The organism is Microbacterium trichothecenolyticum (genome assembly GCF_000956465.1).
Classification (GTDB): Bacteria; Actinomycetota; Actinomycetes; order Actinomycetales; family Microbacteriaceae; genus Microbacterium; species Microbacterium trichothecenolyticum.
On record NZ_JYJA01000020.1, the window covers coordinates 1 to 25,670 of the forward strand.

Sequence of the window (25,670 nt, forward strand, 5' to 3'; positions counted from 1 at the left end):
GGGTCTCGTCGCCCAGATGGATTCTCGCGGAATGAGCGAGGAACGGCGGGAGGGGTCAGGCGTTCTTGGTGTCGCGCCAGCGCAGCCACGAGCGGATGAGGTCGTAGTCCCAGTCGGGGCCCTGGAATCCGATCGTGAACAGGCGCACGCCGGCGTCGTAGAGGCCGTCGGCGTGGGCCTCGTCGCGCTGGTGCAGCTCGTTCGAGATGACGAGGTTGGAGGTGTCGCGCTGCTCGCGATCGGCCCACCGCTCGATCACCTCGAGCTTGTGGGACAGATCGGTCCCACGCACGTAGCTGTGCCAGATGTCGGCGTGCCGGGCGACCAGGCGCAGGGTCTTCTGCTCGCCTGCGCCGCCGATCATGACCGGGATGTCGCGGGTCGGGGCCGGGTTGAGCTTCTGCCAGCGCGCCTCGATCCGCTCGAGCCCGGCGGCGAGGTCGTCGAGGCGCGACCCGGCGGTGCCGAACTCGTAGCCGTACTCCTCGTAGTCGCGGGCGAACCAGCCCGAACCGGTGGCGAAGATGAAGCGGCCGACGCCGTCCTTCGCCGAGATGTGGTCGATCGTGCGGGCCATGTCGGCCTGCAGGTCGGGGTTGCGGTAGCTGTTGCAGTTGACGAGGGCGCCGAACTCGACCCGCTCGGTCTGCTCCGCCCATGCGGCGAGCATCGTCCACGACTCGAAGTGGAGGCCGTCGGGGTCACCGCTGAGCGGGAAGAAGTGGTCCCAGTTGAAGAGGATGTCGACGCCCATCTCCTCCAGCCGCAGGACGGCGTCGCGGAAGGAGGAGTAGGGCGCGTGCTGGGGCTGCAGCTGCACGCCGAGGCGCACGGGAGTATCGAGGAGGGGCATGGGGAAAGCGTACGGCCGCCCGAAGGGGGCGGTCCTCGTTCGAGGGAATGCGCCGAGATGCGGACCGCCCCCGGGGTTCGGTCCGCATCTCGGGCCAGGTCCTCAGCTGAGGACGCGTGACGACCCCCGCCGCGCACGCGCAGCCTTGAGTGCGGCATCCACCGTGTCCCAGATCGCGACGCCCGCGATGACGAAGCCGACGATGATCGAGATGATCTCGCCGACCTCGGCGCCGTCGCCGGGGATGATCGTCGGGAAGTACGCCGGGTTGATGAGGCGCCCTTCGAACAGCAGCCACAGCGCGGGCACCGCGATGACGAGATTCAGGATGCCGTTGGCCACCGCGAGTCCGACAGTCCAGCGTCCGATCGCGTAGACGACGACCGCGAGCACGGCTTCGAGGGCCATCACGGCGAACAGCGCCAGGATCCACCAGGGCCAGAGCCCCGGGTCGAGGAACGATAGACCGGGCTCCGTGGGCACGAAGCCGATGAACAGGTCCCACAGCACGACCCCGGCCATGATTCCGAGGAACGCCAGCGAGGTGATCATGTCGCCGAGGCCGACGCCCTTCTGGCGCGGTTCGGGGAGCTGGTCGGGCGTCCAGGGCTGGCCGGTCATCGGCTGGTGACCGGTGCGCTCGAGGATGACGAAGACCAGCGTGGTCCAGAACGCGAGGTGCACGACCACCGAGAGCAGCAGCGGCACGAGCGCGCCGATGATCTCGCCGAACGTGGCACCGTCGAGCACCATCGCGAGCGAGACGCCGAAGGCTGCGCACGCGGGCACGATGTACAGCAGCAGCTTCAGCAGCCGCCACCAGTCGAGGAAGTAGCGCGGGCCGACGAGCCACAGCGGGCGATCCGTGTACCCCGCGGCGAGCTTGTCGGGGTCGCCGAGCTCGGTGAGCACGGCGCGTTCGGCCGTGTCGCGCGGCTCGCCCTGCTCGAGGCGGGCTTCGACCTGGTCGTCGATCGACGCACGCAGCTCGGCCGCGAGGTCGGCGCGCTGCGCCTCGGGCACCGTGCGCATCGCTGCGTCGACGTAGCGATCGGTGAGGGTGGCGGTGGTGGTCATGTCACTTCTCCTGGGGGAGGGCGTCGATCGCGACGGCGATCGCGCGGAAGTCGTCGGTGAGGGCGCCGGCCAGACGGAGGCCGGCGTCGCTGGTGCGGTAGAACTTGCGGGGACGGGATTCGTCGGTGTTCCACTCGCTCGTGAGATACCCCTGCTTCTCGAGGCGCCGCAGCAGCGGGTACAGCGTGTTCGCGTCGGTGGGGAAGCCGCGCTTGCCGAGCTCCTCGAGCAGCCCGTACCCGTACCCCGGCGTCTCGAGGAGCCGCAGGCACGCGAGCACGGTCGTGCCGCGCCGCAGCTCCTGCAGATGCGTCTCGAGGATCTCGGTTTCGCTCATGCCTCACACCATACTGTGCGTCACACACTATCGTCAACGGCACTTTATAGTTCCGATCCGAACTGGGATGCTGGGGGCACCGCGGGACGGGAGGCCCCCATGTCCGAGAAGCCGAGTCGTTGGATGCGCCTGAAGTGGGCACTCCTCGGAAAGCCCGTGAGCCATGAGGAGTACAGGAATGCGCACTCCTCCTCGTACGTCGATGCCCGCGTGATCGGGCACGCAGAAGCAAGGAGTCACCGCTTCCAGGCCGGCAGCGGATTCTGACCGCGACGGGGCAGACTGAGCACGTGACCACGTCTGCCCCGCTCCCCCCGCTCGCCGAGATCCTCGACACCGCGCACGTCGTCGCACTGCCACTCGCGACGCGGTTCCGCGGCATCGACGTGCGCGAGGCCCTTCTCTTCCATGGCCCAGAGGGCTGGGCCGAGTTCTCGCCGTTCGCCGAGTACGACGACGCGGAAGCCTCCACGTGGCTGGCTGCCGCCATCGAGGATTCACGGATGCCGCGGCCCGCCGCCCTTCGCGAGCGCATCGGCGTCAACGCCACCGTGCCGGCGGTGGCGGCAGCATCCGTCCCGTCCGTACTGGCGCGGTTCGACGGCTGCCGCACGGCGAAGGTCAAGGTGGCGGAGCCCGGTCAGGTGCTCCCGGACGACGTGGCGCGCGTGCGCGCCGTGCGCGAGGCCATGGGGCCGGAGGGGCGCATCCGCGTCGACGCCAACGGCGCCTGGAACGTCGACGAGGCCGAGCACGCGATCCACGCGCTCGCCGAGTTCGACCTCGAGTACGCCGAGCAGCCGTGCGCGAGCGTCGAGGAGCTCGCTGAGCTGCGTCGGCGCGTGAAGTACATGGGCATCCCGATCGCCGCCGACGAGAGCGTGCGCAAGGCGGCCGATCCGGTGGCGGTCGCCCGGGCCGGAGCCGCCGACCTGCTCGTGATCAAGGCGCAGCCGCTCGGCGGCGTGCGGCGAGCGCTCGAGATCGTCCAGGAAGCCGGCCTTCCCGCGATCGTGTCGAGCGCGCTCGACACGTCCGTCGGGCTGTCGATGGGCGTCGCGCTGGCCGCAGCCCTCCCCGAGCTCGACTACGACTGCGGACTCGGCACGGCGTCGCTGTTCACGGCGGACGTCGTCGATCCGCCGCTCGCGCCGCGCGGCGGGATGCTCGCCGTCGGGCGCGTCACGCCCGACCCGGCGCTGCTCGCCGCGCACGCGGCATCCGCGGACCGCCGCCGGTGGTGGCTCGACCGGCTCGCCCGCTGCTATGAGGTGCTGCGCACCGCGGGGTGATGCCTGCGGGACTCACCGCCTGCGGAGGGCTCGCGGCGTTTCGACTCGCAAGCTCGCTCAACGACCGGGAGGAGCGCGACTGCCGGGGGTCAGAGGGGGTCGACGAGGGCGGTGGCCACGCGCGCGGTGCGCTCGTTGACCAACTGGTGCATCTCGGGCACGCTCAGGCCGGTCATGACCGCGAAGGCCGACGTGTCCTCCCAGGTCTGCAGGATGAGGCCCGCGAACTCCTGCGGCGACAGGCGCAGCCTGAAGCGATACGTGAGCGCGAGCTCCTCGATGAACGAGCCGACGCGCTCGACCATGCCGGTCTGCCACGCGATGTAGGTCTCGGCGAGCCGCTGGTCGCGCATCGCACGCGTGCGGATCTCGCTCGTGAGCAGGATGCCCTGCTTCTTGTCGAACGCCACGTCGAGCAGCTGGCGCACGAGGGCACCGGGCTCGAGATCCTCGCCGCGCTCCTGCAGCTGGGCGACGCGCTCGGCGACCTCGTCGATCTTCTCGCCGGCGACCCGCTCGGTCAGGGCGAGCATGAGCTCGTCCTTGGTCTCGAAGTTGGAGTAGAACGCGCCGCGCGTGAAGCCTGCGCGCTCGCAGATCGCTTCGACGGATGCCGCATCCAGGCCGACTTCCGCGAAGACCAGGGCGGCGGCATCCAGCAGCTTCTGCCGGGTCGCCTCCCGGCGACGTGAGGTGCCGGTCGCTTCGGCCACGGGGGTGTCGGTCATCGGTCCTCCATCTCGTCCAGTCTCACACGCACTACTCAGGTTGGGGCGACACGTCCGCCCTACGATACACTCATGTATCCGATACAGCGCTGTATCGACGGTTCCCGAACTCTCCACCCGTAACCGGAGGCGCTGTTGTCGACTCTTCTGTATGCGCTCGGCCGTTGGACCTACCGCCACCCCTGGCGGGTGCTGGTCTCGTGGCTCATGCTGCTCGGCATCGCCCTCGGGTTCGCGATCCCGCACCTGGGCGGCACCGACAACTCCTTCTCGATCCCCGGCACGGAGGCGCAGGAGGGCATCCAGCTGCTCGATCGCAGCTTCCCCCAGGCGAGCGGCACGAGCGCCCAGCTCGTCATCGTGACGGCCGACGGCGACCGGATCGACGAGGAGCCGTACACCGGCGCCATCGGCGACACGGTCGCGCACCTCGAAGATCTCGACGGGGTCATCGCCGTGACCGACCCCTTCAACGAGATGGTGACGGGCATGGTGTCGGACGACGAGTCCGCCGCGATCATCCGCCTGCAGTTCGACGGCCAGTCGACCGACGTGTCCGACGAGACGAAGGAGGGCCTCGAACAGGTCGCCGACGATCTGCGCGAGACGCTTCCCGAGGGCTCGCAGGTCGCCATGGGCGGCGACCTCTTCTCCACTTCGGTGCCTGCCCTGTCCCTCATCGAGGCGGTCGGCGTGCTCATCGCGCTGTTCGTCCTCATCGTCACATTCCGCTCGTTCGCGGTGGCGTGGTTCCCGCTCGTGTCCGCGCTCATCGGCGTGGGCCTCGCGATCGCGCTCATCTTCGTCGCCACCGCGTTCGTATCGGTGTCGTCGACGACCCCGATGCTCGCGATCATGCTAGGACTCGCGGTCGGGATCGACTACGCCCTCTTCATCGTGGCGCGACATCAGGATCAGGTGCGCGCCGGGGTCGAGCCCGAGGAGTCCGCCGCCCGCGCGACAGGCACGGCCGGTTCCGCGGTCGTCTTCGCCGGCATCACGGTGCTCATCGCCCTCATCGGCCTCGGCTTCGCCGGCATCCCCTTCCTCACCACGATGGGCATCGCCGCGGCGGTCGCCGTCGCGATCGCCGTCGTCGTCGCCCTCACTCTCACGCCCGCGCTCCTCGGCTTCGCGAAGCACCGCGTCGCCGGCTGGGGCCACGGCAGGAAGCGGCGGGGGATGCCTCTGCCCGGTGCCCGCCGCTCGGCGGCGCAAGAGGCCCGGACTTCGGACGCCGGCGTCGAGCCGAACGACGTCGTCGACGCGCCCCTCCCCTCCCACACGCCGACCAAGCGGACCAACCGCTGGGTCATGCTGGTGACCAAGCACCCGATCGTCACCACCATCGCCGTCGTGCTCACGCTCGGCGTCATGGCGATGCCGGCGGCGAGCCTCGCGCTCGCCCTGCCGAATGCCGGCCAGCAGCCGGAGTCGAGCCAGGCGCGTCAGGCGTACGACCTCACGGCCGAGCACTTCGGGCCGGGGTCGAACGGCCCGCTCATCATGACCGGGACGATCGTGACGTCGACGGATCCGCTCGGACTCATGGCCGACCTCAAGGCCGAGATCGAGAAGGTGCCGGGCGTGAAGGAGGTCGCGCTCGCGACGCCGAACGAGACCGCCGACACCGGGCTGATCCAGATCGTGCCCGAGACCGCGCCCGACGACCCGGCCACCGCCCAGCTCGTGCGCGACCTGCGCGCGCTCGCCCCGGAGCTCGAGGACGAGTACGGCGTCGACCTCAAGGTGACGGGATTCACCGCCGTCGGCATCGACATCTCGGACCGCCTGGGCGCCGCCCTGCTGCCGTTCGGCGTGTTCGTCGTGGGCCTGTCGCTCGTGCTCCTCATGATCGTGTTCCGCTCGATCTGGGTGCCGATCAAGGCCGCCCTCGGCTACCTGCTGTCGGTGATGGCCGCGTTCGGCGTCGTCGCAGCCGTGTTCGAGTGGGGCTGGGGCGCGGAACTGCTGCATGTGGACCGTACGGGCCCCGTGATCAGCTTCATGCCGATCATCCTGATGGGCGTGCTGTTCGGCCTGGCGATGGACTACGAGGTCTTCCTCGTCAGCCGCATGCGCGAGGACTACGTGCACGCCCGCCGCGCCGCCGGCGGTCACGCGACGCGCGGCGGCCGCGATCTCGCAGTCGGCGCCGTGCGCTCGGGCTTCACGGCCTCGGCGCGCGTGGTCACCGCCGCCGCGGTCATCATGTTCGCCGTCTTCGCGGCCTTCGTGCCCGAGGGGGACTCCTCGATCAAGCCGATCGCGCTGGGCCTCGCCGTCGGCATCGCCGTCGACGCGTTCCTCGTGCGCATGACGCTCGTGCCGGCCGTCATGGCGCTGCTCGGCGACAAGGCGTGGTGGATGCCGCGCTGGCTCGAGCGGATCCTCCCCCACTTCGACATCGAGGGCGAGGCCGTCGAGCGCGAGCTTTCGCTCGCCGACTGGCCGGAGCCCGACACGACGGCCGTGGTCGTCGGCGACGGCGTCGCCGTGCGCGCGGACGCGGGCGGCTCGGCCGGCGAAGTCGTGCTGTTCGACGACGCCGCCTTCCGTGCGGAGCCCGGCGGCACGCTCATCGCGACGGGCGACCCCCGCGCGGCGCGGGCCTTCGCGCTCACGATCGCGGCGCGACTGGCCCCGACCGACGGACGCCTGCGCGTCGCCGGCCATCTGCTCCCCGAGCGCGGGGCCTGGGTGCGTGCGCACGTCGGGCTCGCGCTCCTCGCCGACGCCGACGACCGCGTGCCGGCGCTGCGCCGCGCCCTCACCGGGAAGGCGAGCCTCGTCGTGATCGAAGGCGTCGACGCGCTCGATCACGCGGAGCGCGACCAGGCCGCCGCGCTGCTGCGCGACGCCGCTGCGGCGCTCGCGGCGAGCGACAAGCGGCTGACGCTCGTCGTGACCGGCCGCACCGAGAGCGCGGCTCTCGCCCTCCTCGCGGACGCGCACCGCCCCGACGTGACCTCGATCACGCTGCGCTCCGCCACCGCTCAGACCACCCCCACCGCAGAGGTGAACGCATGACCCCGAACTGGATCACCACGGCCGTCGAGCGCGCGCGCTCGACCCGGCCCGTCACGTGGCTGACGCTGATCGGCGTGCTGCTGCTGCCCGTCGTCATCGGCGGCATCCTGGTGGCCGCGCTGTACAACCCCGTGGAGCGGCTCGACAACCTGACCGCCGCCGTCGTGAACGAGGACGAGCCGGTCACCGTCGACGGGCAGCTGGTGCCGCTCGGCCGCCAGCTCACCGCCGGGCTCGTCGAGGGCTCGGACGAGCTCGACAGCAACCTCACCTGGACGCTCTCGAACGCGGATGACGCGGCCGCTGGCCTCGCCGACGGCACCTACGCCGCCGTCATCACGATCCCCGAGAACTTCACGGCCGCCGCCCTGTCGACCCGCCCGGGCGAGACGCCGGAGCAGGCCACGATCGAGGTGACGACGCCTCCCGACAGCCTCATCGTGGACGACGCCATCACGGCGCAGGTCGCCTCCGCCGCCGCCTCGACCATGGGCACGCAGCTGTCGACCGTGTACCTCGAGAACGTCTTCCTCGGGTTCACAACGCTGGGCGACCAGCTCGGCACCGCCGCCGACGGTGCGCAGCAGCTCGCCGACGGCGCGACCCAGGCCGCCGACGGCGCGGCTCAGCTGCCCGACGGCATCTCGCAGATCGCCGACGGCAACGAGCAGCTGGCAAGCGGGGCCTCGCAGCTCGCCAGTGGCGCCGGACAGATCGCGGGCGGGGCGACCTCGCTGCAGTCCGGGCTGACCACGATCGCGAGCAAGACGCGTGAAGCCTCAGCTGGTGCGCAGCAGATCGCCGACGGCGTGAACGCCGGGGCTTCGACCCTTGAGCAGACCGGGGTCGTTCCCACCACCGTGTCGGATTACCTCGACGTCGCGGCTGCAAGCACCGTCACGACAGCAACCGACATCGGGAAACAGGCGGCGGCGCTGCAGCAGCTCTCGGCAGAGTGCACGCCGTCCGATTCGGGCTTCTGCATCCGCCTGGCGAACGCGGCGGCCGGAACACTCGCGGCCGCCGGGCAGGCGGGCACCGCCGCGACGGATGCCGGCACCGCGGTGTACGTGCTCGACCAGTTCAACAAGAAAGCGACGGCAGAGTTCGCAACGCAGTTCCGCACCATCGGCACCGGCGTCGGCACGCTGGCGGGCGGCCTCACCCAGCTCGCCGGCGGCATCGACCAGTCAGCGGCGGGCGCGGGGCAGCTGGCGACCGGCGTGACCGGCATCCAGAGCGGAGCGGACGGCCTCTCCGACGGCGCATCGCAGCTCGCCTCGGGCGCGACCCAGGCCGCCGACGGCGCCACGAGCCTCGCCGACGGCGTGGCCCAGCTCGCGGACGGCACCGGTGAGCTCGCGAGCGGACTGGCCACGGCATCCGATTCCCTCCCGTCGTACACCGACGACCAAGCCACCGACCTCGCCACCGTGGTGGCGAACCCCGTGGAAGCGGAGGGCGTGGGCACGTCGCTGTTCGGCGCCTCCGCGATCCCGCTTCTCGCGACCCTCGCACTGTGGTTCGGCGGACTCGGCACCTTCGTCGCGTTGCAGGCCGTCTCGCGTCGCGCGCTCACGTCGCGCCAGCCCTCGGCGCTGCTCGCGCTGCGCTCGTTCGCCCCGGCGGCGGCGCTCGGCGCCGTGCAGGGCATGCTCGTGGCCGGCGTCGTGCAGCTCGCCGCGTCGTACGCGTGGGCGGACTGGTGGGTGTTCGCCCTGGTGGCGGTCGTCGCCGGCATCGCGTTCGCCGCGGTGAACCAGGCCCTGATCGCCGTGTTCGGCGGTGCCGGGCGATGGATCGCCGCACTGATCGGCGTGTTCGCCGTCGCGACCGGCGTCGTCTCGACGGTGCCCGGTGTGCTCTCGAGCGTCGCGGCCCTGCTGCCCACCGGGCCCGCCTACAACGGGATGCTCGCCGCCCTCACCTCGGCGTCGGGACTCGGCGCCGCGATCGCCGGCCTGGTGGTGTGGACCGTGCTCGGCCTCGGCGCCACGATCCTCGCGGTGGCGCGCCGGCGCAGCACGTCGGCGAGAGCGCTGCTGAAGGCGGCCCCCGTCACCGCCTGACCCGCGCGTCGACGGAGCCCGGCCGCCTCGCGGGCGGGGCTCCGTCGCGTTCCGGCGCCTCGGCCGATCGGCCCGAGATCCCGGCCGATCGGCCGATTGCCCCCGCGAAGGTGGCGCGTCAGGATCGGAGGCATGAACGCTCCAGGGTCCGCTCCGCGTCCGACCGGGCAGCCGCACGACCCCGCCCGGATCCCGCCGCGCTGGTTCATCCGCACCGCGTGGGTCGTTCATCGCGGGCTGTACCGGGTGACCGGCGGACGCGTGGGGCTGCGGCATCCGTCCCCCACCGTCTACGGGATGATGCGCCTGCACACCGTCGGACGCCGGTCGGGCAGCCCGCGCGTCGCGATCGTCGGGTACTTCGAGGACGGCCCCGATCTCGTCACCCTCGCGATGAACGGGTGGGGCGATCCGCCGCCGGCGTGGTGGCTGAACCTCAAGGCCCGGCCCGCGGCATCCGTCAACCTTCCCGACGGCACGCGCGCGGTGCTCGCCCACGAGGCGACGGGTGCGGAGCGCGAGCGGTTGTGGGCCGTGTGGCGCACCCTCGAGGGCGACGCGGACCTGGACGCCTACGCGGCGCTGCGCAGCCGCGAGACCCCGGTCGTGGTGCTCGCTCCGGCGTGACGGACGAGGAACGCGGTCGGCTCGGGCCTGCACCGCGACGGATGCTCGCCGGCTTCAGTTCAGGCCGGAGTAGGCGTGGAGGCCCTTGAAGAACATGTTGACGATCGTGAAGTTGAAGATCACCGCGGTGAAGCCGATGATCGACAGCCACGCCGAGCGCGAGCCGCGCCAGCCGCGCGTGGCCCGTGCGTGGATATACCCGGCGTAGAGGACCCAGATCACGAAGGTCCAGACTTCCTTGGTGTCGAAGCCCCAGTAGCGGCCCCACGCGTCGTTGGCCCAGATGGAGCCGGCGATGAGCGTGAAGGTCCAGAAGATGAAGCCGAGGATCGCGAAGCGGTAGGCCAGCGACTCGAGCGCCTCGGCGCTCGGGAGCGTCTTGAGGAAGCCCGGTCCGGTCTTCGCGGTGCCGGATGCCCCGCCCTCCGCCTTCGCGAGAGCCGCGATCCTCGTCTCGCGCCGGGCCTGCATGAGCTGCAGCACCGAGAGGCCGAAGGCGAGGGCGAACAGCGCCGTCGCGAGGGAGGCGACGAAGACGTGGATGACGAGCCACACCGACTTCAGCGGGTCCATGAGGGGCACGATGTCGGTGTAGAACCAGATGGCCGTGCCACCCAGCAGCACCACCACCAGGCCCGTGATGAAGGTGCCGAGGAATCGCAGGTCGTACCGGAAGAGCACGCCGAGGTACACCGCGACGATCAGCAGCGTGCCGGTGAGGGCGAACTCGTACATGTTCGACCACGGCACGCGCCCCGCCGCGATGCCGCGGGTGACGTCGCCGCCGAGGTGGAAGAGGAAGCCGAGCACCGTCAGCGACGTGCCGATGCGGGCCCACACGAGTCGCGCGCGCTTGCCGACCGGGGCGTTGAGCGCCTCTTCGGACGCCGTCTCCTGCGCGCGCATCTGCTCGATGATCCCGACACGCGAGCCGCCGCCGGCGCCGCCGGCGGCGACGAGTTCGCGCTCGCGCGCGATCTTGGCCGCGGCATCCTTCGCGTCCACGGCGACGGCACCGCGACGGGCCAGGTCGACCGCGTACGCGATGAACGCGAGGGCGTAGATCGCGATGGCCGTCCAGACCAGCAGCACCGAGACCGAGTCGAGGGTGAGGGGGGAGGCGTCGGGCATGGTCCTCAGTCTACGTCGGGGGTGGATTCGGGCTTCGTGGGGGGCTCGCCAGCGGGAGCGGGGTCGGCGAGCGAGGCGAGGTGGCGCTGGGCGAACTGCTCGAGCGCGCCGTCGAGCGCAGGGTCCTCGCCGCGCGCAAGACCGGCGTATTCGAGGTGCACGGTGTGGCCCTGACGCGTCGCCTTGACCCACATGCGGCGACGCGGCACGAAGAGCGCGGCGAGCAGGCCGGCCGTCGCGAGCACGGCGAACACCAGCACCCACGTCGCCGCGGCGTCGCGATGGATCGAGAGCGACACGTACCGCTTGACCGAGTCCTGGAAGCCGGCCGCCTCCGGTGTCTCGTTCTCGAAGGTGATCGTGCCGAGGCCGTCCGGAAGGTCGACGGTGTCGCCGGGCTTCAGCTCGAGCGAGTCAGTGCCCGAATCGCCTCCGGCGAGCTGGGTCATCTCGCTCGGGTCGAGCGTGTACACCGACTTGGGCACGCCGCCGTCGATGCCGAGGTCGCCGGCGTAGACCCAGAAGGTGAGCATCGGGTACTCGAGGTCGCCGTACACCGAGGTGTAGGCGCCGTTCGTGAGCTCCTGCGCGGTGGGATAGAAGAAGCCCACGAGGCCCACCTGCTCACGGAGGCCGTCCGGCACCTTCACGACGCCCTGCGAGGTCATGTTGTTGTCCTGCGGCAGGAACGGGACGGACTCCGAGAAGACCACGTCACCGTCGCTGTTTCGGATGGTGATGGTCGGTGCATAGCCGTTGCCCATCAGGTACACCTTGTCGCCGGCGATCTGCAGCGGGTGGTTGACGCGCACCTCACCCGCCTCGGCATCGGCGTCGGGGAACTGCGTCGTCAGGTGCGCGACGAAGTCGCCGGCCTGCCCCGCGCCCTTCGCACCGGGGGTGACGTAGGAGAGCGAGAACTCGTCGAGCGTCAGCGCGTAGGGCTGGAGGGCGTCCTCGTCGACGAACCGGCCGGGATTGAACGACGTGTAGTCGAGCATCGTGTTCACCCAGGTGCGGCCCTCGATGATGACCGTCTGCCCGGTATAGGTGAATCCGCCGCCGATGCCGACCGCGAGCAGCACGCCGACCAGCGCGGCGTGGAACACCAGGTTGCCGGTCTCGCGAAGGTACCCGCGCTCCGCGGACACCGACAGCGACGTCGCGCCGTCGTAGCGGGCGACACGGTACCCGGCCTTGCGCAGCTGCTGCTGCGCCGCCTCGATCGCGGTCGCGGCGGCGGCCGCGGCATCCGTGTCGTCCTGGAACTCGAGGATCTCGGAGCGGTGCGCGTCCAGGCGAGCCAGTCGGGCGGGCGTGCGCGGCGGCTGCGCGCGCATCGCCTTGTAGTGGTGCTTGGTGCGCGGGATGACGCAGCCCACGAGCGAGACGAACAGCAGGATGTAGATCGCCGAGAACCACGGCGACGTGTACACGTCGAACAGGCTCAGTTTGTCGAGCACCGGCGCGAGATCCGCGTTGTCGACGAAGTACTGGCGCACGCCGTTGGGGTCGGCGCTGCGCTGCGGCACGAGCGAGCCGGGCACGGCGGCGATCGCGAGCAGCAGCAGGAGCACGAGCGCGGTGCGCATCGACGTGAGCTGACGCCAGCCCCAGCGCAGCCACCCGACGACGCCGAGCGCGCCCCCGCCGGCTGCTCCGCCTGTCGAAGCATCGGGTGCCGGGGAGTCGGCGTGATCGGAGGGCCTCAGCGGGTCGGTCACGTCGTCGGTCACAGAGCCTTCCGGAGCATCAGAGCGGGGCCGGGACACTGGCGAACACCCCCTGGAGCTGGGCCATCACGGCGGTCCAGACGCCGGTCACCATGAGCAGGCCCAGCACGATGAGCACCGCGCCGCCGATGAGGTTGACGACGCGGATGTGGCGCCGCACGAACGACACCGAGCGCGTCGCCCACCTGAATCCCAGCGTGAGGAGCAGAAAGGGGATGCCGAGCCCCAGCGAGTACGCCACACCCAGGAGCGCCGCGCGGGCGGCCGAGCCGGAGTCGAACGCCATCGTGAGGATCACGGCGAGGGTCGGGCCGATGCACGGCGCCCAGCCGATGCCGAGCGCGACGCCGAGGAGCGGTGCGCCGATGAGTCCGAGGTTGCCTCTCACCTGGGGCCGCGCGATGCGCTGAGCGAGGCCGAACCACCCGATGAAGACGAGCCCCATCGCGATGATGACGACACCGAGGACGCGGGTGATGAGGTCCTGGTACTCGAGCAGGAAGCGCCCGAGTGTGCCGCCGAGCATCGCCATGCTGACGAAGACCACGGTGAACCCGGCGATGAACAGGAGCACGCCCAGCATGAGGCGCCCGCGGGCGGGCGCGTCACCGTCCCGACCGGCCTTCGCGGTCGTCGAGCGAGCGAGGGGCGCGGTCGTCGAGCGCGCTTGCGAGTCGAAACGCGGAGTCGACACGCGCCGACTGTCCGAGATGCCCTGGGCCGCAGCATCCGTTCCCACGGGAACCGGCGCGGGTCGCGGCGAGACCGCGCCGCCGATGAAGCCGAGGTACCCCGGAACGAGCGGCAGCACGCAGGGCGACAGGAAGGAGATGGCGCCGGCGAGGATCGCGATCGGGATCGCGATCAGGAGTGACCCGTCGGCGACGAGGGCGCCGATGTTCACGACTCCTCCAGGGCGTCGCGCACGATGGTCTCGAGGATCGATGCCTCTTCGATCTGACCGACAAGGCGGGCGGCGACGCGGCCGTGCTTGTCGAGCACGATCGTGACGGGCACCGCGTTGAGCGGGGTCTCCCCCGCGAACGCGAGCTTGATCGAGCCGTCCTCGGTCGCCAGGGCGCTGGGGTACGCCACGCCGTACTTCTCGGCGAACGCCTGGGACGCCGCGGCGCCGTCGTACAGGTTCACCCCGAGGAACGAGACGCCCTGGCCCTGGAACTCCGCGTCGACCGCGGCCAGCTCCGGGGCCTCGACGCGGCACGGCGCGCAGCCGGCGTACCAGAAGTTCACGACGAGCACGTCGCCCGCGTAGTCGGCGCTCGAGGTCGTGCCGCCGGTGTCGAGCACGCCCTCGAACTCGACCGGTTCGGTGCGATCGGCGGCCGGGATCTCGACGACGCGGAAGCCGTCGGCCGCGACGAAGCCCTTGTTGTCGCCCGAGCGGTACTGCTCGGCGAGGGGGTCGCTCGTGCACGCGGCGAGACCGGAGATCAGCCCGACGACGAGGAGAGCGGATGCCGCCGCCCGCAGTCGCGCGCCGCGCGCGGGGCGCTTCGACTCGCGCGCTCGCTCAACGACCCGCTGAGTCATACCGCCCCCACATCCACTGCGCCGGCCGTCGACGCCGGTTCGGCGTAGGCGGTCTCGGTCCATTTGCCGTCGACCATCTCGAAGCTCGTCACGCTCGACAGCGCGCAACGTCGCGCGCGGGGGTCGTGCCGGAGCGGGAGCCCGGCGACCGCGAGGTGGGTGATCCAGATCGGGAGCTGGTGCGACACGATGACGACGTCGCCCGAGTCCGCAGCATCCCATGCGTGCGTCATCGCCGAGTTCATACGGCCCACGACGTCCGCATACGGCTCGCCCCAGCTCGGCAGCGCCGGCTTGCGGAGGTGTCGCCAGTTCCAGGGATTGACGAGTGCCCGCGCCATGCGCTTGCCCTCGAAGACGTTGGTCGGCTCGATCACGCGCTCGTCGAGGAGGGGCTGGAGGCCGAAGATCTCGGTGAAGGGCTCGGCCGACTCCTGCGTGCGCTCCAGCGGCGAGCACACGAGCGCCGACACGGGACGGTCGAGCGACTTGATGTACTCGGCGGCCTGCCGGGCCATGTGACGGCCGTCGGCGCTCAGCCGGTATCCGGGGAGTCGCCCGTAGAGCACGCGGGCAGGATTGTGGACCTCCCCGTGGCGCACGAGATGAAGGCGAGCGGCGGGCACCGGCCCAGTCTACGTGGGGGTCCTCTGTGGACCGGCTGAGCGTTCTCCCAGCTTCGGCGCCCGCCTCAGTCGAGTTCGGGCTCGGGACCGCGAGAGGTGCCACGGGACTCGAGCAGGGCACGGACCCGCACGTACAGGAACCATGCCACGCCGATGACGGCAACAGCGATCACGACGTACTGCAGGATCTCGGCGTACCGCTCGACGATGTGCCACGACTCCCCGAGGAAGAAGCCCGAGAGCACGAAGATCGAGTTCCACACCAGGCTTCCCGCCGCCGTGAGCAGCGTGAACCGCCACACGGGCATGCGGGTGATGCCTGCGGGAATGGAGATGAGGCTCCGGAAGATCGGGATCATCCGGCCGAAGAACACCGCCTTGCCGCCGTGGCGCCCGAACCACGCGACCGTGCGGTCGATGTCTTCCGGGTGAAGCAGCGGCACCTTGGTCGCGATCGCACGCAGCCGCGCGATCCCGAGCCACGCGCCGAGCCCGTAGAGAAGGAGCGCGCCGAGGACCGATCCGATGGTGGTCCACGCCAAGGCCTCGACCAGCGAGAACGACCCGCGGCTGGCCGCGAGTCCCGCCATCGGCAGGATCACCTCGCTCGGCAGCGGCGGGAAGAGGTTCTCCATCGCGATCGCGATGCCCGCTCCGGCGGGTCCGATCACGTCCATCAGGGAGACGGCCCAGTCCGCGAGAGCGGTGAGCCAGGAGCCGTCGGTCGTCGTCGCAGTCGTCATTCGTCGGATCCCGTCCGTCGGTGGCATTTTCGTGGCGGCGGCCGCGACCGGTCGGCGCGACACCGTCCACGCTACGGGGCGATGGTGAACGGAACCCGGGTGCAGACCCCCGGAAGCCGATGGACCTCGCGGGTTCCCGCTGGGATCAGAGGGTCGAACCCGGAACCGCGGCCGAAGCGACCATGAACGCTGCGACGAGCGACAGCACGATGAGGGCGGCTCCGGCGAGCGGAACCCAGAATGCGAGCCGTCGCTTGACCATCAGCACGATCGCCACGACGACCGTCGCGACGAGCATCACCCACGGCAGGATCATGCCCATCAGCCAGCCGAGGGTGATGAGGTCGACGTTGCAGTCGCGGGCGCCGCACGAATCGGACGCCATCACGAGGAAGATCCCCATGAACGACGCGAGCGTCGCCAGCACCGCGTCGGCGACCAGCAGCACGATCGTGATCACGAGGTCGAGGACCTTCACCGGCGGCTTCGTCGGGGCTGCGCCCTCCGCGGAGGGCGTGTAGGCGTGGCCGCCCGGATAGGGAGGCGGAGCCGCCGCGGTCCAAGCCGGCGCAGGCTGCTCGGATTCCGGCGTGGTCATGCCCGCATGGTAGCGGTGGGTGCGGATTTCGGCGAGAAGGCGAGTGCGGCGCGTCCACGTAGACTTGTCGCTCGTGAGTGAACGCGTCCTCGTCAAGCAGCTTCAGGGTCTCGCCGACGGCCCGGTGTCGGTCTCCGGGTGGGTCGAGACCGTCCGTGATCAGAAGAAGGTGCAGTTCGTGATCCTCCGGGATGAGTCCGGCGCCGTGCAGCTGGTGAACCCCGCGACGCGCCCAGCAGAGGACGGCAGCGACCAGGATGCTGCGGCCCTGGCCCTCACGGACCTCATCTCGAACCTCGCCACGGGAACCTTCCTGACCGTGACCGGCGAGCTCAAGCACGACGAGCGCGTGAAGCTCGGCGGGGTCGAGATCAAGATCGCACGCCTGGACATCGCGGCGGCCGCCCTCCCCGAGACGCCCATCGCGGCGGACTCGGGCCTCGACAAGCGCATGGACTGGCGCTTCCTGGACCTGCGCCAGCGCCGCAACAACCTCGTCTTCCGCGTCCAGACCACCCTCGAGCACGCCTTCCGCTCGTACTGGATCGAGCGCGACTACATCGAGGTGCACTCCCCCAAGCTCATGGCCTCGGCATCCGAGTCCAACGCCGAGCTCTTCGAGGTGCCGTACTTCGAGGACAAGACCGCGTATCTCGCGCAGTCGCCGCAGTTCTTCAAGCAGATGGCGCAGGTCGCCGGCTTCGGCAAGATCTTCGAGATCGCCCCCGCCTTCCGCGCCGACCCCTCGTTCACGTCGCGCCACGCGACGGAGTTCACCTCGGTCGACGCCGAGATCAGCTGGATCGATTCCCACGAGGACGTCGCCGCGATGCAGGAGGAGCTCCTGCAGACCGCGTTCCAGGCCGTGAAGGACAAGCACGGCGCCGAGATCGAGGAGCTCTTCGGCCTCGAGGTGCAGGTGCCGGCGATTCCGTTCCCGCGCATCCCGTTGGCCGAGGCGCGCGAGATCGTGAAGAGCCGCGGCTACGAGATCCCCCGCACCGACGGCGACCTCGACCCCGAGGGCGAGCGCCAGATCTCGGCCTACGTCGAGGAGACCTACGGCCACCAGTTCGTCTTCATCACCGACTACCACCCCGAGATCCGCGCGTTCTACCACATGCGCGACGAGGAGACCGGGCTCACCAAGTCGTACGACCTCCTGTTCAAGGGGGTCGAGATCACCACGGGTGCCCAGCGCGAGCACCGCGTCGACGTGCTGATCGAGCAGGCGAAGGAGAAGGGCCTCGGGGCCGAGCACCTCGACTTCTACTTCGACTTCTTCCGCTATGGCGCCCCGCCCCACGGCGGGTTCGGCATGGGCCTCGCGCGAGTGCTCATGCTGCTGCTCGGGCAGGACTCGATCCGCGAGGTCACTTACCTCTTCAGGGGCCCGACGCGCCTCGCGCCCTGACCCGCCCCGGACGGTGCAGGCCGTCGGGCGTCGGCGGCTAGGGTGAATCGTATGGCGATCGAGGGACTGTTCAACTTCCGCGATACGGGCGGGATGCCGCTGACCTCGGGCGGCGTGATCCGCAGCGGCGTGCTCTACCGGTCTGCCGCGCTCAACGCGCTCACCGACGACGGGCTCGCGCAGCTCGCCGACACGGCGGTAGGCGTGATCGCCGATTTCCGCACGCCCGTCGAGCAGCAGATGGCTCCCGATCGGGTTCCGGTGTCACGCCCGTTCCGCGTCGAGTCGCTCACCCTCCTGGAGGGCGCGCTGCCCCAGCCGGCGGTCGGCGCCGACGCGACGGCAGTGCCGGAGTCGTTCGCGACCGTGCTGGCGCAGCTGCCCACGCTCGGCGAGCTGTACCTGTCGATGCTCGCCGCCGGCGCAGAGACCTTCGCGGGCGTGGCACGCCTCGTCGGCGCATCCACCGACGACGAGCCGACGGCGGTGCTCGTGCACTGCACCGCGGGGAAGGATCGCACGGGGGTGGCGGTCGCCCTGATGCTCGACGCCGCGGGCGCGGAGCGCGACGCGATCGTCGCCGACTACGCGTCCTCGCAGGACAACCTCGCCGGTCCCTGGGCCGAGGGCATGCTCGGCACCCTCACCTCGATGGGCGTGCCCGTCACCGACTCGCTGCGCACCCTCGTGACCAGGACTCCTCCCGCTGCGATCGAGCAGGCCCTGACCTGGGTCGACGGCAAGGGCGGGTCCGCCGCCTATCTGCAGTCGGGCGGCCTCACCGACGCGGAGCTCGACGCGCTCCGGACTCGCTTGCGGGCGTGAACCCCGGCATCCGCCACCCGGAACCCGGAGGACGCGGGTCCCTTCCGCGGCGACGCCGGCGCCGATAGCGTGAACGCGGCGACACGCCGGGACGCGGCATCCGTCCGCTTCCCACATGGACCGAGGGGGCTCCGATGGCGGGCAAGTTCGAACTGTGGACCGACAAGGGCGGAGACTGGCGCTTCAACCTGAAGGCGTCGAACGGACAGGTGATCGCGACCAGTCAGGGATACTCGTCGAAGGCGAGCGCACTGAACGGCATCGAATCGGTCAAGACGAACGCGCCCGGCGCGGAGGTCGAAGAGATCGAGAGGTGACGCCGGTCCGTCAGCGCGCGGTGGCCAGCGCCGCACGCAGGCGGTCGGGCGACACGCGCCAGTGTCCGTGCAGCTCGCCGTCGATGAGCACGACGGGGATCTTCTCCCACCACTGCGCATAGAGGGACGGGTCGTCGGCGATCGAGAGCTCCTCGACGTCGACCGCGTCCTCGGGCAGCTCCGCCACGACGGTCTCGACGACCTCGCGCGCCACGTCGCACAAGTGGCAGTCGGGCTTGCCGATGAGGGTGATGGTCCTCACGCGCGGCGTCACGCCTCGACCGGGAAGCCGGCCGCGATCCACTCGTTCGTGCCGCCGTCGACGTTGGTGACGTCGTAGCCGCGCGCTTCGAGCGCTTCGACCACGCGGCCGGAGCGGCCGCCGATCGCGCAGATGACGTCGAACGCGCCGTCGGGCAGTTCGTCGAGGCGACCGCCGATGACCGACATCGGGATGTTCACGGCGCCGGGCACGTGGCCCGCGGCGTACTCGTCGACCTCGCGGACATCGATGAGCGGCGTCCCGACGCGGTCGCGCAGCTGCTGAACGGTGATGGACTTCATGACGGCCTCTCGGGTCGCGGGCTGCGCCGGCGGGGGCGCGGGATACACGAAGCGCCCGTCCGGAGACAGGCGCTTGGTGCGGATGCCGCTTACTTCTTGTTGCGGCGCTGGTGGCGAGTCTTGCGAAGCAGCTTGCGGTGCTTCTTCTTCGCCATGCGCTTGCGGCGCTTCTTGATGACAGAACCCACGGAAAACCTCACTAGATCGGGGTCTGGACGCGGCCTGGCCGCGCCCGGGAACGGGGCAAAAGGAAAATGCCTCGGGACAGTCTAGCCGACGTCGGCGATCGGCCGTTGCAGAGCCTCGGTGACCGCTGAGTCGGGCACGCGGTAGCTGCGGCCGAAGCGCACCGCGGGCAGCTCGCCCGAGTGCACGAGCCTGTACACCGTCATCTTCGAGACCCGCATCAGCTCAGCGACCTCGGCCACCGTGAGGAAGCGCACGTCCGGCAATTCAGCCATGTCGATCCCCCCCTTCCCCAGAAGTGCTGCAGTCACTCTAGAACGCGGGCGACCCGCGTGTAAACACAGAGACTGGTGTGAAGCCTGTGACACGTGATGCCCGTGGGGTGATCACGCTTCCGGACGCTGCCGAGCGCGCCGATCACGCGCCTCGCGCGCGGCCTGACGCTCGAGCTTGTGGGCGTCGCGCAGAGCCTTCTCGGCCTCACGCACGGCCTTGCGGGCCTCGCGGAACTTCTTGTCGTCGGCGATGTCGGCGTCGTCGGGCACGACCCACGACTGCGGCCGTTCCGGGCGTCCGTCGGCTGTCGCGGCGATGTAGGCGCTGACCCCTTCGAGGCCGCGGGCGAGGGCGAAGGAGAACGGATCCGACTCGTCGAGGAACGCGCCCGCCTCGATCGCGGCACGGAGCTCGGGGTAGGCGTCGGCCGTGATCAGGGCGCGGAACATCGCGTCCTCGCTGCGGCTGATCGCCTGGCCGTCGACACCCCGCTCGCGCTCGACCCGCGCGTAGCCCGCGAGGACGGTGCCGGCCCAGTGCGCGGTGCCGGTGACGAGCAGCATGACGGCGAGGCGCTCGGTGTAGCTGAGGTCGGTGTCGGCGAGCGCGCTCAGCCCGGCGTCCATCCATGCGGCGCTGTTCGGCGTCGCGGGGACCCCCGAGATCGGGATGTCGAGGACCCACGGGTGCGTGAGGTAGTGCTGCAACTGCTCGCGGTAGAGCGCTTCCAGCCGCTCACGCCACCCACCGGCCGTCCGCGTCGCCTCCGACGGCGCACCGGTCGCCTCCTCCTGCATGAGCAGGATGAGGTCTTCCTTCGCGGTGACGTAGCGGTAGAGCGACATCGGAGTGAAGCCGAGGCGCGCTGCCACCGCGGCCATCGACACGGCACCGAGGCCCTCGGCATCCGCGATCTCCACCGCCGCCTCCACGATGCGCTCGACGCTCATCTCGCGCTTGGGGCCGCGCTGCGGGTTGGCGGCCACTCCCCACGCGAGGGCGATGCCCCGCGGGAGCTCGGGCTCGACTGCATCGGTCATGGCGTCAGTCTAAGACTGTTTATTACGTAAACAGTGTGTTAGCGTCATAAACAGTTACTGGCATAAACAGTTTCTCCCCTACACGATCTGACGGAAGGATGCCGCGATGATCCCCACACCTACTCCACACGCCGCTGGCGCGTCGCGCGGAGCCTCTCGGTACGTGGGCCCAGCACCCGCCATCGACGTCCGCGGGCTCGGCAAGAGCTTCGGACGCACCCTCGTCCTCGACCGCCTCGATCTCACAGTCGCGCGCGGCGAGATCTTCGCCCTCCTCGGCGCGAACGGCGCGGGTAAGACGACGACCATCTCGATCCTCACGACGCTGCTGCGCCCCGACGTCGGCAGCGCCCGGGTGGCGGGGCACGACGTCGCGACGCAGCCCGACGCGGTGCGCGGGCGCATCGCGCTCACCGGGCAGTCGGCCGCCGTGGACGACATGCTCACCGGGGTCGAGAACCTCGTCATGCTCGGGCGCCTGTCGGGTCTGTCGCGGCGGACCGCGAAGCTGCGCGCCGCCGAGCTGCTGGAGCGCTTCACGCTGACGGATGCCGCGACCCGCCGCGTGGGCACCTACTCCGGCGGGATGCGCCGACGTCTCGACCTCGCCCTCAGCTTCGTCGTGGTCCCCGAGGTTCTGTTCCTCGACGAGCCCACCACCGGCGTCGATCCGCGCAGCCGCCGTGAGCTGTGGGACGTCATCCGGTCGCTCGCCAGCGCCGGCACCACCGTGTTCCTCACGACCCAGTACCTCGAGGAGGCGGATCAGCTCGCCGGCCGCATCGCGGTGCTCGACGGGGGTCGCGTCGTCGCGACAGGCACCCCCGCCGAGCTCAAGTCGCTCGTGGGCACCGACACCGTCGTGCTGACCGGGGCCGGCGGCGAGGTGCTGCGCGAGATCGCCACCGACGGATCGATCGACGGCCTTCGCTCGGCGATGGACCAGCTCGGCGACGGGGTTGCCGGCGCCGAGGTGACGCTGCGACGCCCGACCCTCGACGACGTCTTCCTCTCGCTCACCGGCGCGTCCCACGCCCCTGCCGCCAAGGAGCTCGCATGACCACGACCGCCATCACCCCTCGCCCGCCGCTGCGCGGCTTCACCGCCGAGTCGGTGTTCGTCGGACGCAGTCTCACGCAGTCGCTGCGCGACGGCGAATCGCTCAGCATGTCGATCCTGCTGCCGGTGATGCTCATGCTGCTGTTCACGTTCGTGTTCGGCGGCGCGATCGAGCCCGGCGGGGCCTACGTCGACTACGTCGTCCCGGGCATCATCCTGCTCTGCGCGGGTTTCGGAGCCGCGACGACCGCGACCTACGTCGCGCGCGACATGTCCAGCGGCATCATCGACCGCTTCCGCACGATGCCGCTGCGCAGCGGCGCCGTGCTCACGGGTCACGTCGTGGCGAGCCTCGCCCGCAACCTCGTCGCGACCGCCGTCGTCATCGGGGTCGGGCTCCTCGTCGGGTTCCGCCCGCACGCCGACCTCCTCGCGTGGATCGGCGCGGCCGGACTCATCGCGCTGTACATCCTCGCGATCACGTATCTGTTCGCCTCGATCGGGCTGGCGGCCGGCAGCCCGGAGGCGGCATCCGGCTACGGGTTCATCATTCTCTTCCTGCCGTACCTGTCGAGCGCGTTCGTGCCGGTCGAGACCATGCCCGAGTGGCTGCAGTGGGTCGCCGACAACCAGCCGATCACCCCGATCATCGAGACCCTCCGCGGCCTCCTGATGGGTACCGACCTCGGCACCGAGGCGTGGTGGGCCATCGGCTGGTGCATCGCGATCGTCGCGATCTCGGCGGTCTGGGGCGCGTGGCTCTTCGGCCGCAAGAGCCGTCGCCACTGACCTCGCTCGACGGACGGGATGCTTCGAGCCGAGGCATCCCGTCCGTTTCTGTCGGTCAACGTCCGGGGAGGCGCTTGAGGGCGTTCTCGAGGGCGTGCTTCGCGGACGCGGCGGCGCGGCCGACGACCTCGGCCGCGTGCGCTGCCGAATCCGGCAGCGCCGCGGCGATGCCGTCGCCCTCGATGCCGCCGCCGTCGTCGAGGAAGGGCACGAGCCAGTCGTCGACCTCGTCGAGGGGTGCGGCCGAGAGGCTGTAGTAGCGGTGCTGGCCCTCTTCGCGCACCGAGACCAGGTGGGCGTCGCGCAGCACCTTGAGGTGCTTCGAGACGGTGGGCTGGCTGGCGCCGAGCTCGGTCACGATGTGCGACACGCTGGTGCCGCGCTCTCCGGCGGATGATCGATCGAGCAGCAGTCGCAGGATGTCGCGACGCGTTCCGTCTGCGATCACGTCGAAGATGTCCGCCATGTGCTCAGATTAGTCGGGAGCCCAGCGGAGTACCATGAGCGAGACCGCCGGGCCGCCCGCACGAGGACCGTTCGCACCAGGAGGAACCCCGTATGACGGATGGCAGGCGCGCCGCACCCGTCTCAGGCATGAGTGCGCTGCGCGCGGTCGGCCACGGGTTCATGGAGTTCTTCCGCGACCTGACCCAGCGCTCCCCCGCGCGGTTCGCGATCATCATCTTCCTCTCGCTGATCCTGGTGTTCACCGGACTGTTCTCGCTTCCCGTGGCGGCCGCGAACGGTCAGGTCACCCCCTTCGCCGACGCCTTCTTCACGGCGGTGTCGACGATCTGCGTCACCGGACTCGCGACCGTCGACATGGCGACGCACTGGTCGCCGTTCGGCCATGTGCTGGTGTTCGTCGGCGTCCAGATCGGTGCCCTCGGCGTGCTGACCCTCGCGTCCATCCTGGGACTCGTGATCTCGCGGCGGCTCGGCCTGCGCGCGAAGCTCATCGCCGCCAGCGACTCGAATCCCCTCCGCACCCACGGCGGCCCGGTCAACGAGGGCCAGACGGTTCAGCTCGGCCAGATCGGCAGCCTGCTCGCGACCGTCGCCCTGTCGACCCTCGTCATCGAGGGCGCGATCGCGATCCTGCTCTATCCGGGCCTGCTCGTCGCGGGGGTTCCGTGGAACGTCGCGTTGTGGGAGGCGCCGTTCTACGCCGCGATGTCGTTCACCAACACGGGGTTCACGCCGAACGCCGAGGGCCTCGCGCCCTTCCGGCACGACTACTTCTTCCTCACGGTTCTCATGGCGGGCGTGTTCCTCGGCTCCATCGGATTCCCGGTGATCTACACGCTTCTGCGTCAGCGGTGGCGCGTCCGGCGGTGGTCGCTGCACGCGAAGCTCACCCTCATCACGACGGTGACGCTGTTCTTCCTCGGCGGCGTCGTCTTCCTCATCCTCGAGTACGACAACCTGCTCACCCTCGGCACCAACGATGCGTGGGACACCACGTTCCAGGCGTTCTTCCTGTCGGCGATGACGAGATCCGGTGGCTTCGCCATCCTCGACATCGGGCAGCTCAACCAGTCGAGCCTCCTGGTCGCGTGCATGCTCATGTTCGTCGGCGGCGGCTCCGCGTCGACCGCGGGCGGCATCAAGGTCACGACGCTCGCAGTCATCGCGCTCGCGGTCATCTCCGAGGCCAAGGGTCGCGCGTCGAACCAGGCGTTCGGTCGCCGCATCCCGAGCGACGTGCTGCGCGTCGCGCTGTCGGTCGTGGCCTGGGGCTCGACGATCGTCGCGATCTCGACGATCATCATCACGCAGATCACGAAGGCCGATCTCGGAGACGTCCTGTTCGACGTCATCTCCGGCTTCGCGACCGTGGGCCTGTCGACCGGCCTCACCGCGCAGCTGCCGGATCCCGCCATCTACGTCCTGGCCATCACGATCGTCATGGGTCGCGTTGGTACAGTGACACTCGCCGCGGCGGTGGCCGCGTCATCCCGATCGCAGCTGTACTCGCTGCCGGTGGAAAGGCCGATCGTTGGTTGAGCGGATGAGGGGCGATGCGCCTGTTCTCGTGATCGGACTCGGGCGCTTCGGCGCCGCCTGTGCGGGTGAGCTGGACCGGCTCGACCGCGAGGTGCTCGCCATCGACGACAACCTCGACCTCGTGCAGAAGTGGTCGGAGCGGGTCACCCACACGGTGCAGGCGGACGCCCGCAACATCGACTCGCTCAAGCAGATCGGCGCACAGGACTTCTCGGTCGCCGTCGTCGCGGTGGGCTCCTCGATCGAGGCATCCGTCCTCATCACCGCCAATCTCGTCGACCTGAAAGTGCCGCAGATCTGGGCGAAGGCGGTGTCGCAGTCGCACGGCAAGATCCTCGCCCGCGTGGGCGCGAACCACGTGATCTACCCCGAGCGGGAGGCCGGCGAGCGCGTCGCCCATCTCGTCAGCGGACGCATGCTCGACTTCATCCGATTCGACGACGACTTCGCGCTGGCGAAGCTGTACCCGCCGAAGTTCATCCGCGGTGTCGGCCTGAACGAATCCGGCGTGCGCACGAAGTACAACGTCACGGTCGTCGGCGTGAAGAGCCCCGGCAAGCCCTTCCGCTACGCCGAGGCCAACACCGTGGTCACGAACCACGACCTCATCATCGTGTCGGGCACCAACTCCGACATCGAGCGCTTCGCCTCGCTCGAGCGCTGACGGCCTCCCCCACACACCCCGCTTCCGCGCGGGCGGCTTCCGCCTGCCCGGAAGCGGCCACACGTGGATCCACGCTTTGATCGTTACAAATCGATCCTTGTTCGCGCTCACAGTGAGCGATAACATTCCGGCGG

Annotated in this window: 28 protein-coding genes; 11 read left to right on the forward strand and 17 right to left on the reverse strand. The window is 70.2% G+C overall.

The genetic code is table 11. The annotated features are described in order from the left end of the window. Window positions 1-55: 55 nt before the first annotated feature. From RS82_RS01645 to RS82_RS01655, 3 genes are all read right to left on the reverse strand, one after another. Window positions 56-853, reverse strand: a complete 798-nt coding sequence (locus RS82_RS01645) for an LLM class F420-dependent oxidoreductase (RefSeq protein WP_045296482.1) — start codon at window positions 851-853, stop codon at window positions 56-58. Window positions 854-955: 102 nt separating this feature from the next. Continuing rightward, window positions 956-1,930, reverse strand: a complete 975-nt coding sequence (locus tag RS82_RS01650) for a permease prefix domain 1-containing protein (RefSeq protein WP_045296483.1) — start codon at window positions 1,928-1,930, stop codon at window positions 956-958. A 1-nt stretch (window position 1,931) separates the two neighbouring features. Beyond that, entirely contained in the window at window positions 1,932-2,267 is a 336-nt protein-coding gene (locus RS82_RS01655; protein WP_045296484.1) for a PadR family transcriptional regulator, read from the reverse strand. A 290-nt stretch (window positions 2,268-2,557) separates the two neighbouring features. Between RS82_RS01655 and RS82_RS01660 the strand changes: the two genes are divergently transcribed. Continuing rightward, the gene (locus RS82_RS01660; RefSeq protein ID WP_045296485.1) at window positions 2,558-3,559 is read left to right on the forward strand and encodes an o-succinylbenzoate synthase; all 1,002 of its coding nucleotides are present in this window, start codon (window positions 2,558-2,560) and stop codon (window positions 3,557-3,559) included. Between the two features lie 89 nt (window positions 3,560-3,648). Here RS82_RS01660 and RS82_RS01665 read toward each other — a convergent pair whose 3' ends face one another. Continuing rightward, complete coding sequence (locus RS82_RS01665) at window positions 3,649-4,287, reverse strand: TetR/AcrR family transcriptional regulator (protein WP_045296486.1); 639 nt, start codon at window positions 4,285-4,287, stop codon at window positions 3,649-3,651. Between the two features lie 135 nt (window positions 4,288-4,422). Here RS82_RS01665 and RS82_RS01670 point away from each other — a divergent pair, with 135 nt between their 5' ends. The 3 genes from RS82_RS01670 to RS82_RS01680 all read left to right on the forward strand — a co-directional run bounded on the left by RS82_RS01670 (window position 4,423) and on the right by RS82_RS01680 (window position 10,013). Then, a complete protein-coding gene (locus RS82_RS01670; RefSeq protein WP_045296487.1) occupies window positions 4,423-7,317 on the forward strand; it encodes an MMPL family transporter in 2,895 nt (964 codons plus the stop codon). Continuing rightward, complete coding sequence (locus RS82_RS01675) at window positions 7,314-9,386, forward strand: YhgE/Pip domain-containing protein (RefSeq protein ID WP_211255841.1); 2,073 nt, start codon at window positions 7,314-7,316, stop codon at window positions 9,384-9,386. The genes RS82_RS01670 and RS82_RS01675 overlap by 4 nt, the downstream gene beginning before the upstream one ends. Before the next feature lie 132 nt (window positions 9,387-9,518). Next, window positions 9,519-10,013, forward strand: coding sequence for a nitroreductase/quinone reductase family protein (locus RS82_RS01680; RefSeq protein ID WP_045296488.1), 495 nt, complete (start codon window positions 9,519-9,521; stop codon window positions 10,011-10,013). Between the two features lie 54 nt (window positions 10,014-10,067). Here the strand turns inward: RS82_RS01680 and ccsB are convergent, their stop codons facing one another. The 7 genes from ccsB to RS82_RS01715 all read right to left on the reverse strand — a co-directional run bounded on the left by ccsB (window position 10,068) and on the right by RS82_RS01715 (window position 16,395). Further along, entirely contained in the window at window positions 10,068-11,144 is a 1,077-nt protein-coding gene (gene ccsB / locus RS82_RS01685; protein WP_045296489.1) for a c-type cytochrome biogenesis protein CcsB, read from the reverse strand. 5 nt (window positions 11,145-11,149) lie between these two features. After that, window positions 11,150-12,880: a cytochrome c biogenesis protein ResB gene (gene resB / locus RS82_RS01690; RefSeq protein ID WP_342666928.1), complete on the reverse strand. Its 1,731-nt coding sequence runs from the start codon at window positions 12,878-12,880 to the stop codon at window positions 11,150-11,152. A 16-nt stretch (window positions 12,881-12,896) separates the two neighbouring features. After that, the gene (locus RS82_RS01695) at window positions 12,897-13,781 is read right to left on the reverse strand and encodes a cytochrome c biogenesis CcdA family protein (protein WP_045296491.1); all 885 of its coding nucleotides are present in this window, start codon (window positions 13,779-13,781) and stop codon (window positions 12,897-12,899) included. Further along, complete coding sequence (locus tag RS82_RS01700; RefSeq protein WP_045296492.1) at window positions 13,778-14,428, reverse strand: TlpA family protein disulfide reductase; 651 nt, start codon at window positions 14,426-14,428, stop codon at window positions 13,778-13,780. The genes RS82_RS01695 and RS82_RS01700 overlap by 4 nt, the downstream gene beginning before the upstream one ends. Beyond that, window positions 14,425-15,054 (reverse strand): histidine phosphatase family protein, encoded by a 630-nt coding sequence (locus tag RS82_RS01705; protein WP_045296493.1) that lies wholly within the window; start codon window positions 15,052-15,054, stop codon window positions 14,425-14,427. Before RS82_RS01705 ends, RS82_RS01700 begins: the two co-directional genes overlap by 4 nt. A 65-nt stretch (window positions 15,055-15,119) precedes the next feature. Next, the gene (locus RS82_RS01710; RefSeq protein WP_045296494.1) at window positions 15,120-15,797 is read right to left on the reverse strand and encodes a DedA family protein; all 678 of its coding nucleotides are present in this window, start codon (window positions 15,795-15,797) and stop codon (window positions 15,120-15,122) included. A 145-nt stretch (window positions 15,798-15,942) separates the two neighbouring features. Then, window positions 15,943-16,395: a DUF6264 family protein gene (locus RS82_RS01715; RefSeq protein WP_157005280.1), complete on the reverse strand. Its 453-nt coding sequence runs from the start codon at window positions 16,393-16,395 to the stop codon at window positions 15,943-15,945. A 73-nt stretch (window positions 16,396-16,468) separates the two neighbouring features. Here RS82_RS01715 and aspS point away from each other — a divergent pair, with 73 nt between their 5' ends. The 3 genes from aspS (at window position 16,469) to RS82_RS01730 (ending at window position 18,951) form a co-directional block, all read left to right on the forward strand. Then, entirely contained in the window at window positions 16,469-17,809 is a 1,341-nt protein-coding gene (gene aspS, locus RS82_RS01720) for an aspartate--tRNA(Asn) ligase (protein ID WP_045296555.1), read from the forward strand. Between the two features lie 51 nt (window positions 17,810-17,860). After that, window positions 17,861-18,634, forward strand: a complete 774-nt coding sequence (locus tag RS82_RS01725; protein ID WP_045296496.1) for a tyrosine-protein phosphatase — start codon at window positions 17,861-17,863, stop codon at window positions 18,632-18,634. Between the two features lie 134 nt (window positions 18,635-18,768). Then, window positions 18,769-18,951 carry a YegP family protein gene (locus RS82_RS01730; protein WP_045296498.1) on the forward strand — a complete coding sequence of 61 codons (183 nt, stop codon included), beginning with the start codon at window positions 18,769-18,771 and terminating at the stop codon, window positions 18,949-18,951. Between the two features lie 10 nt (window positions 18,952-18,961). Here RS82_RS01730 and RS82_RS01735 read toward each other — a convergent pair whose 3' ends face one another. From RS82_RS01735 to RS82_RS01750, 5 genes are all read right to left on the reverse strand, one after another. Beyond that, window positions 18,962-19,213 (reverse strand): glutaredoxin family protein, encoded by a 252-nt coding sequence (locus RS82_RS01735; protein ID WP_045296556.1) that lies wholly within the window; start codon window positions 19,211-19,213, stop codon window positions 18,962-18,964. An 8-nt stretch (window positions 19,214-19,221) separates the two neighbouring features. Continuing rightward, a complete protein-coding gene (locus tag RS82_RS01740; protein WP_045296499.1) occupies window positions 19,222-19,515 on the reverse strand; it encodes a rhodanese-like domain-containing protein in 294 nt (97 codons plus the stop codon). Window positions 19,516-19,604: 89 nt separating this feature from the next. Continuing rightward, the gene (locus RS82_RS20945; RefSeq protein ID WP_003792170.1) at window positions 19,605-19,703 is read right to left on the reverse strand and encodes a 30S ribosomal protein bS22; all 99 of its coding nucleotides are present in this window, start codon (window positions 19,701-19,703) and stop codon (window positions 19,605-19,607) included. A gap of 81 nt (window positions 19,704-19,784) precedes the next feature. Beyond that, window positions 19,785-19,976 (reverse strand): helix-turn-helix domain-containing protein, encoded by a 192-nt coding sequence (locus RS82_RS01745; RefSeq protein WP_045296502.1) that lies wholly within the window; start codon window positions 19,974-19,976, stop codon window positions 19,785-19,787. Window positions 19,977-20,087: 111 nt separating this feature from the next. After that, window positions 20,088-21,017: a TetR/AcrR family transcriptional regulator gene (locus tag RS82_RS01750; RefSeq protein WP_045296504.1), complete on the reverse strand. Its 930-nt coding sequence runs from the start codon at window positions 21,015-21,017 to the stop codon at window positions 20,088-20,090. Between the two features lie 106 nt (window positions 21,018-21,123). On the opposite strand from RS82_RS01750, the gene RS82_RS01755 reads away from it, so the two are divergent. Both RS82_RS01755 and RS82_RS01760 read left to right on the forward strand, forming a co-directional pair. Continuing rightward, complete coding sequence (locus RS82_RS01755) at window positions 21,124-22,077, forward strand: ATP-binding cassette domain-containing protein (protein WP_084695399.1); 954 nt, start codon at window positions 21,124-21,126, stop codon at window positions 22,075-22,077. After that, the gene (locus RS82_RS01760; protein WP_045296506.1) at window positions 22,074-22,865 is read left to right on the forward strand and encodes an ABC transporter permease; all 792 of its coding nucleotides are present in this window, start codon (window positions 22,074-22,076) and stop codon (window positions 22,863-22,865) included. The genes RS82_RS01755 and RS82_RS01760 overlap by 4 nt, the downstream gene beginning before the upstream one ends. Window positions 22,866-22,920: 55 nt before the next feature. Here the strand turns inward: RS82_RS01760 and RS82_RS01765 are convergent, their stop codons facing one another. Then, window positions 22,921-23,331 carry an ArsR/SmtB family transcription factor gene (locus RS82_RS01765; protein ID WP_045296507.1) on the reverse strand — a complete coding sequence of 137 codons (411 nt, stop codon included), beginning with the start codon at window positions 23,329-23,331 and terminating at the stop codon, window positions 22,921-22,923. A 128-nt stretch (window positions 23,332-23,459) separates the two neighbouring features. Here RS82_RS01765 and RS82_RS01770 point away from each other — a divergent pair, with 128 nt between their 5' ends. Next, window positions 23,460-24,872: a TrkH family potassium uptake protein gene (locus RS82_RS01770; protein WP_045296508.1), complete on the forward strand. Its 1,413-nt coding sequence runs from the start codon at window positions 23,460-23,462 to the stop codon at window positions 24,870-24,872. A gap of 4 nt (window positions 24,873-24,876) precedes the next feature. Further along, the gene (locus RS82_RS01775; protein ID WP_396653137.1) at window positions 24,877-25,536 is read left to right on the forward strand and encodes a potassium channel family protein; all 660 of its coding nucleotides are present in this window, start codon (window positions 24,877-24,879) and stop codon (window positions 25,534-25,536) included. Window positions 25,537-25,670: the final 134 nt, after the last annotated feature.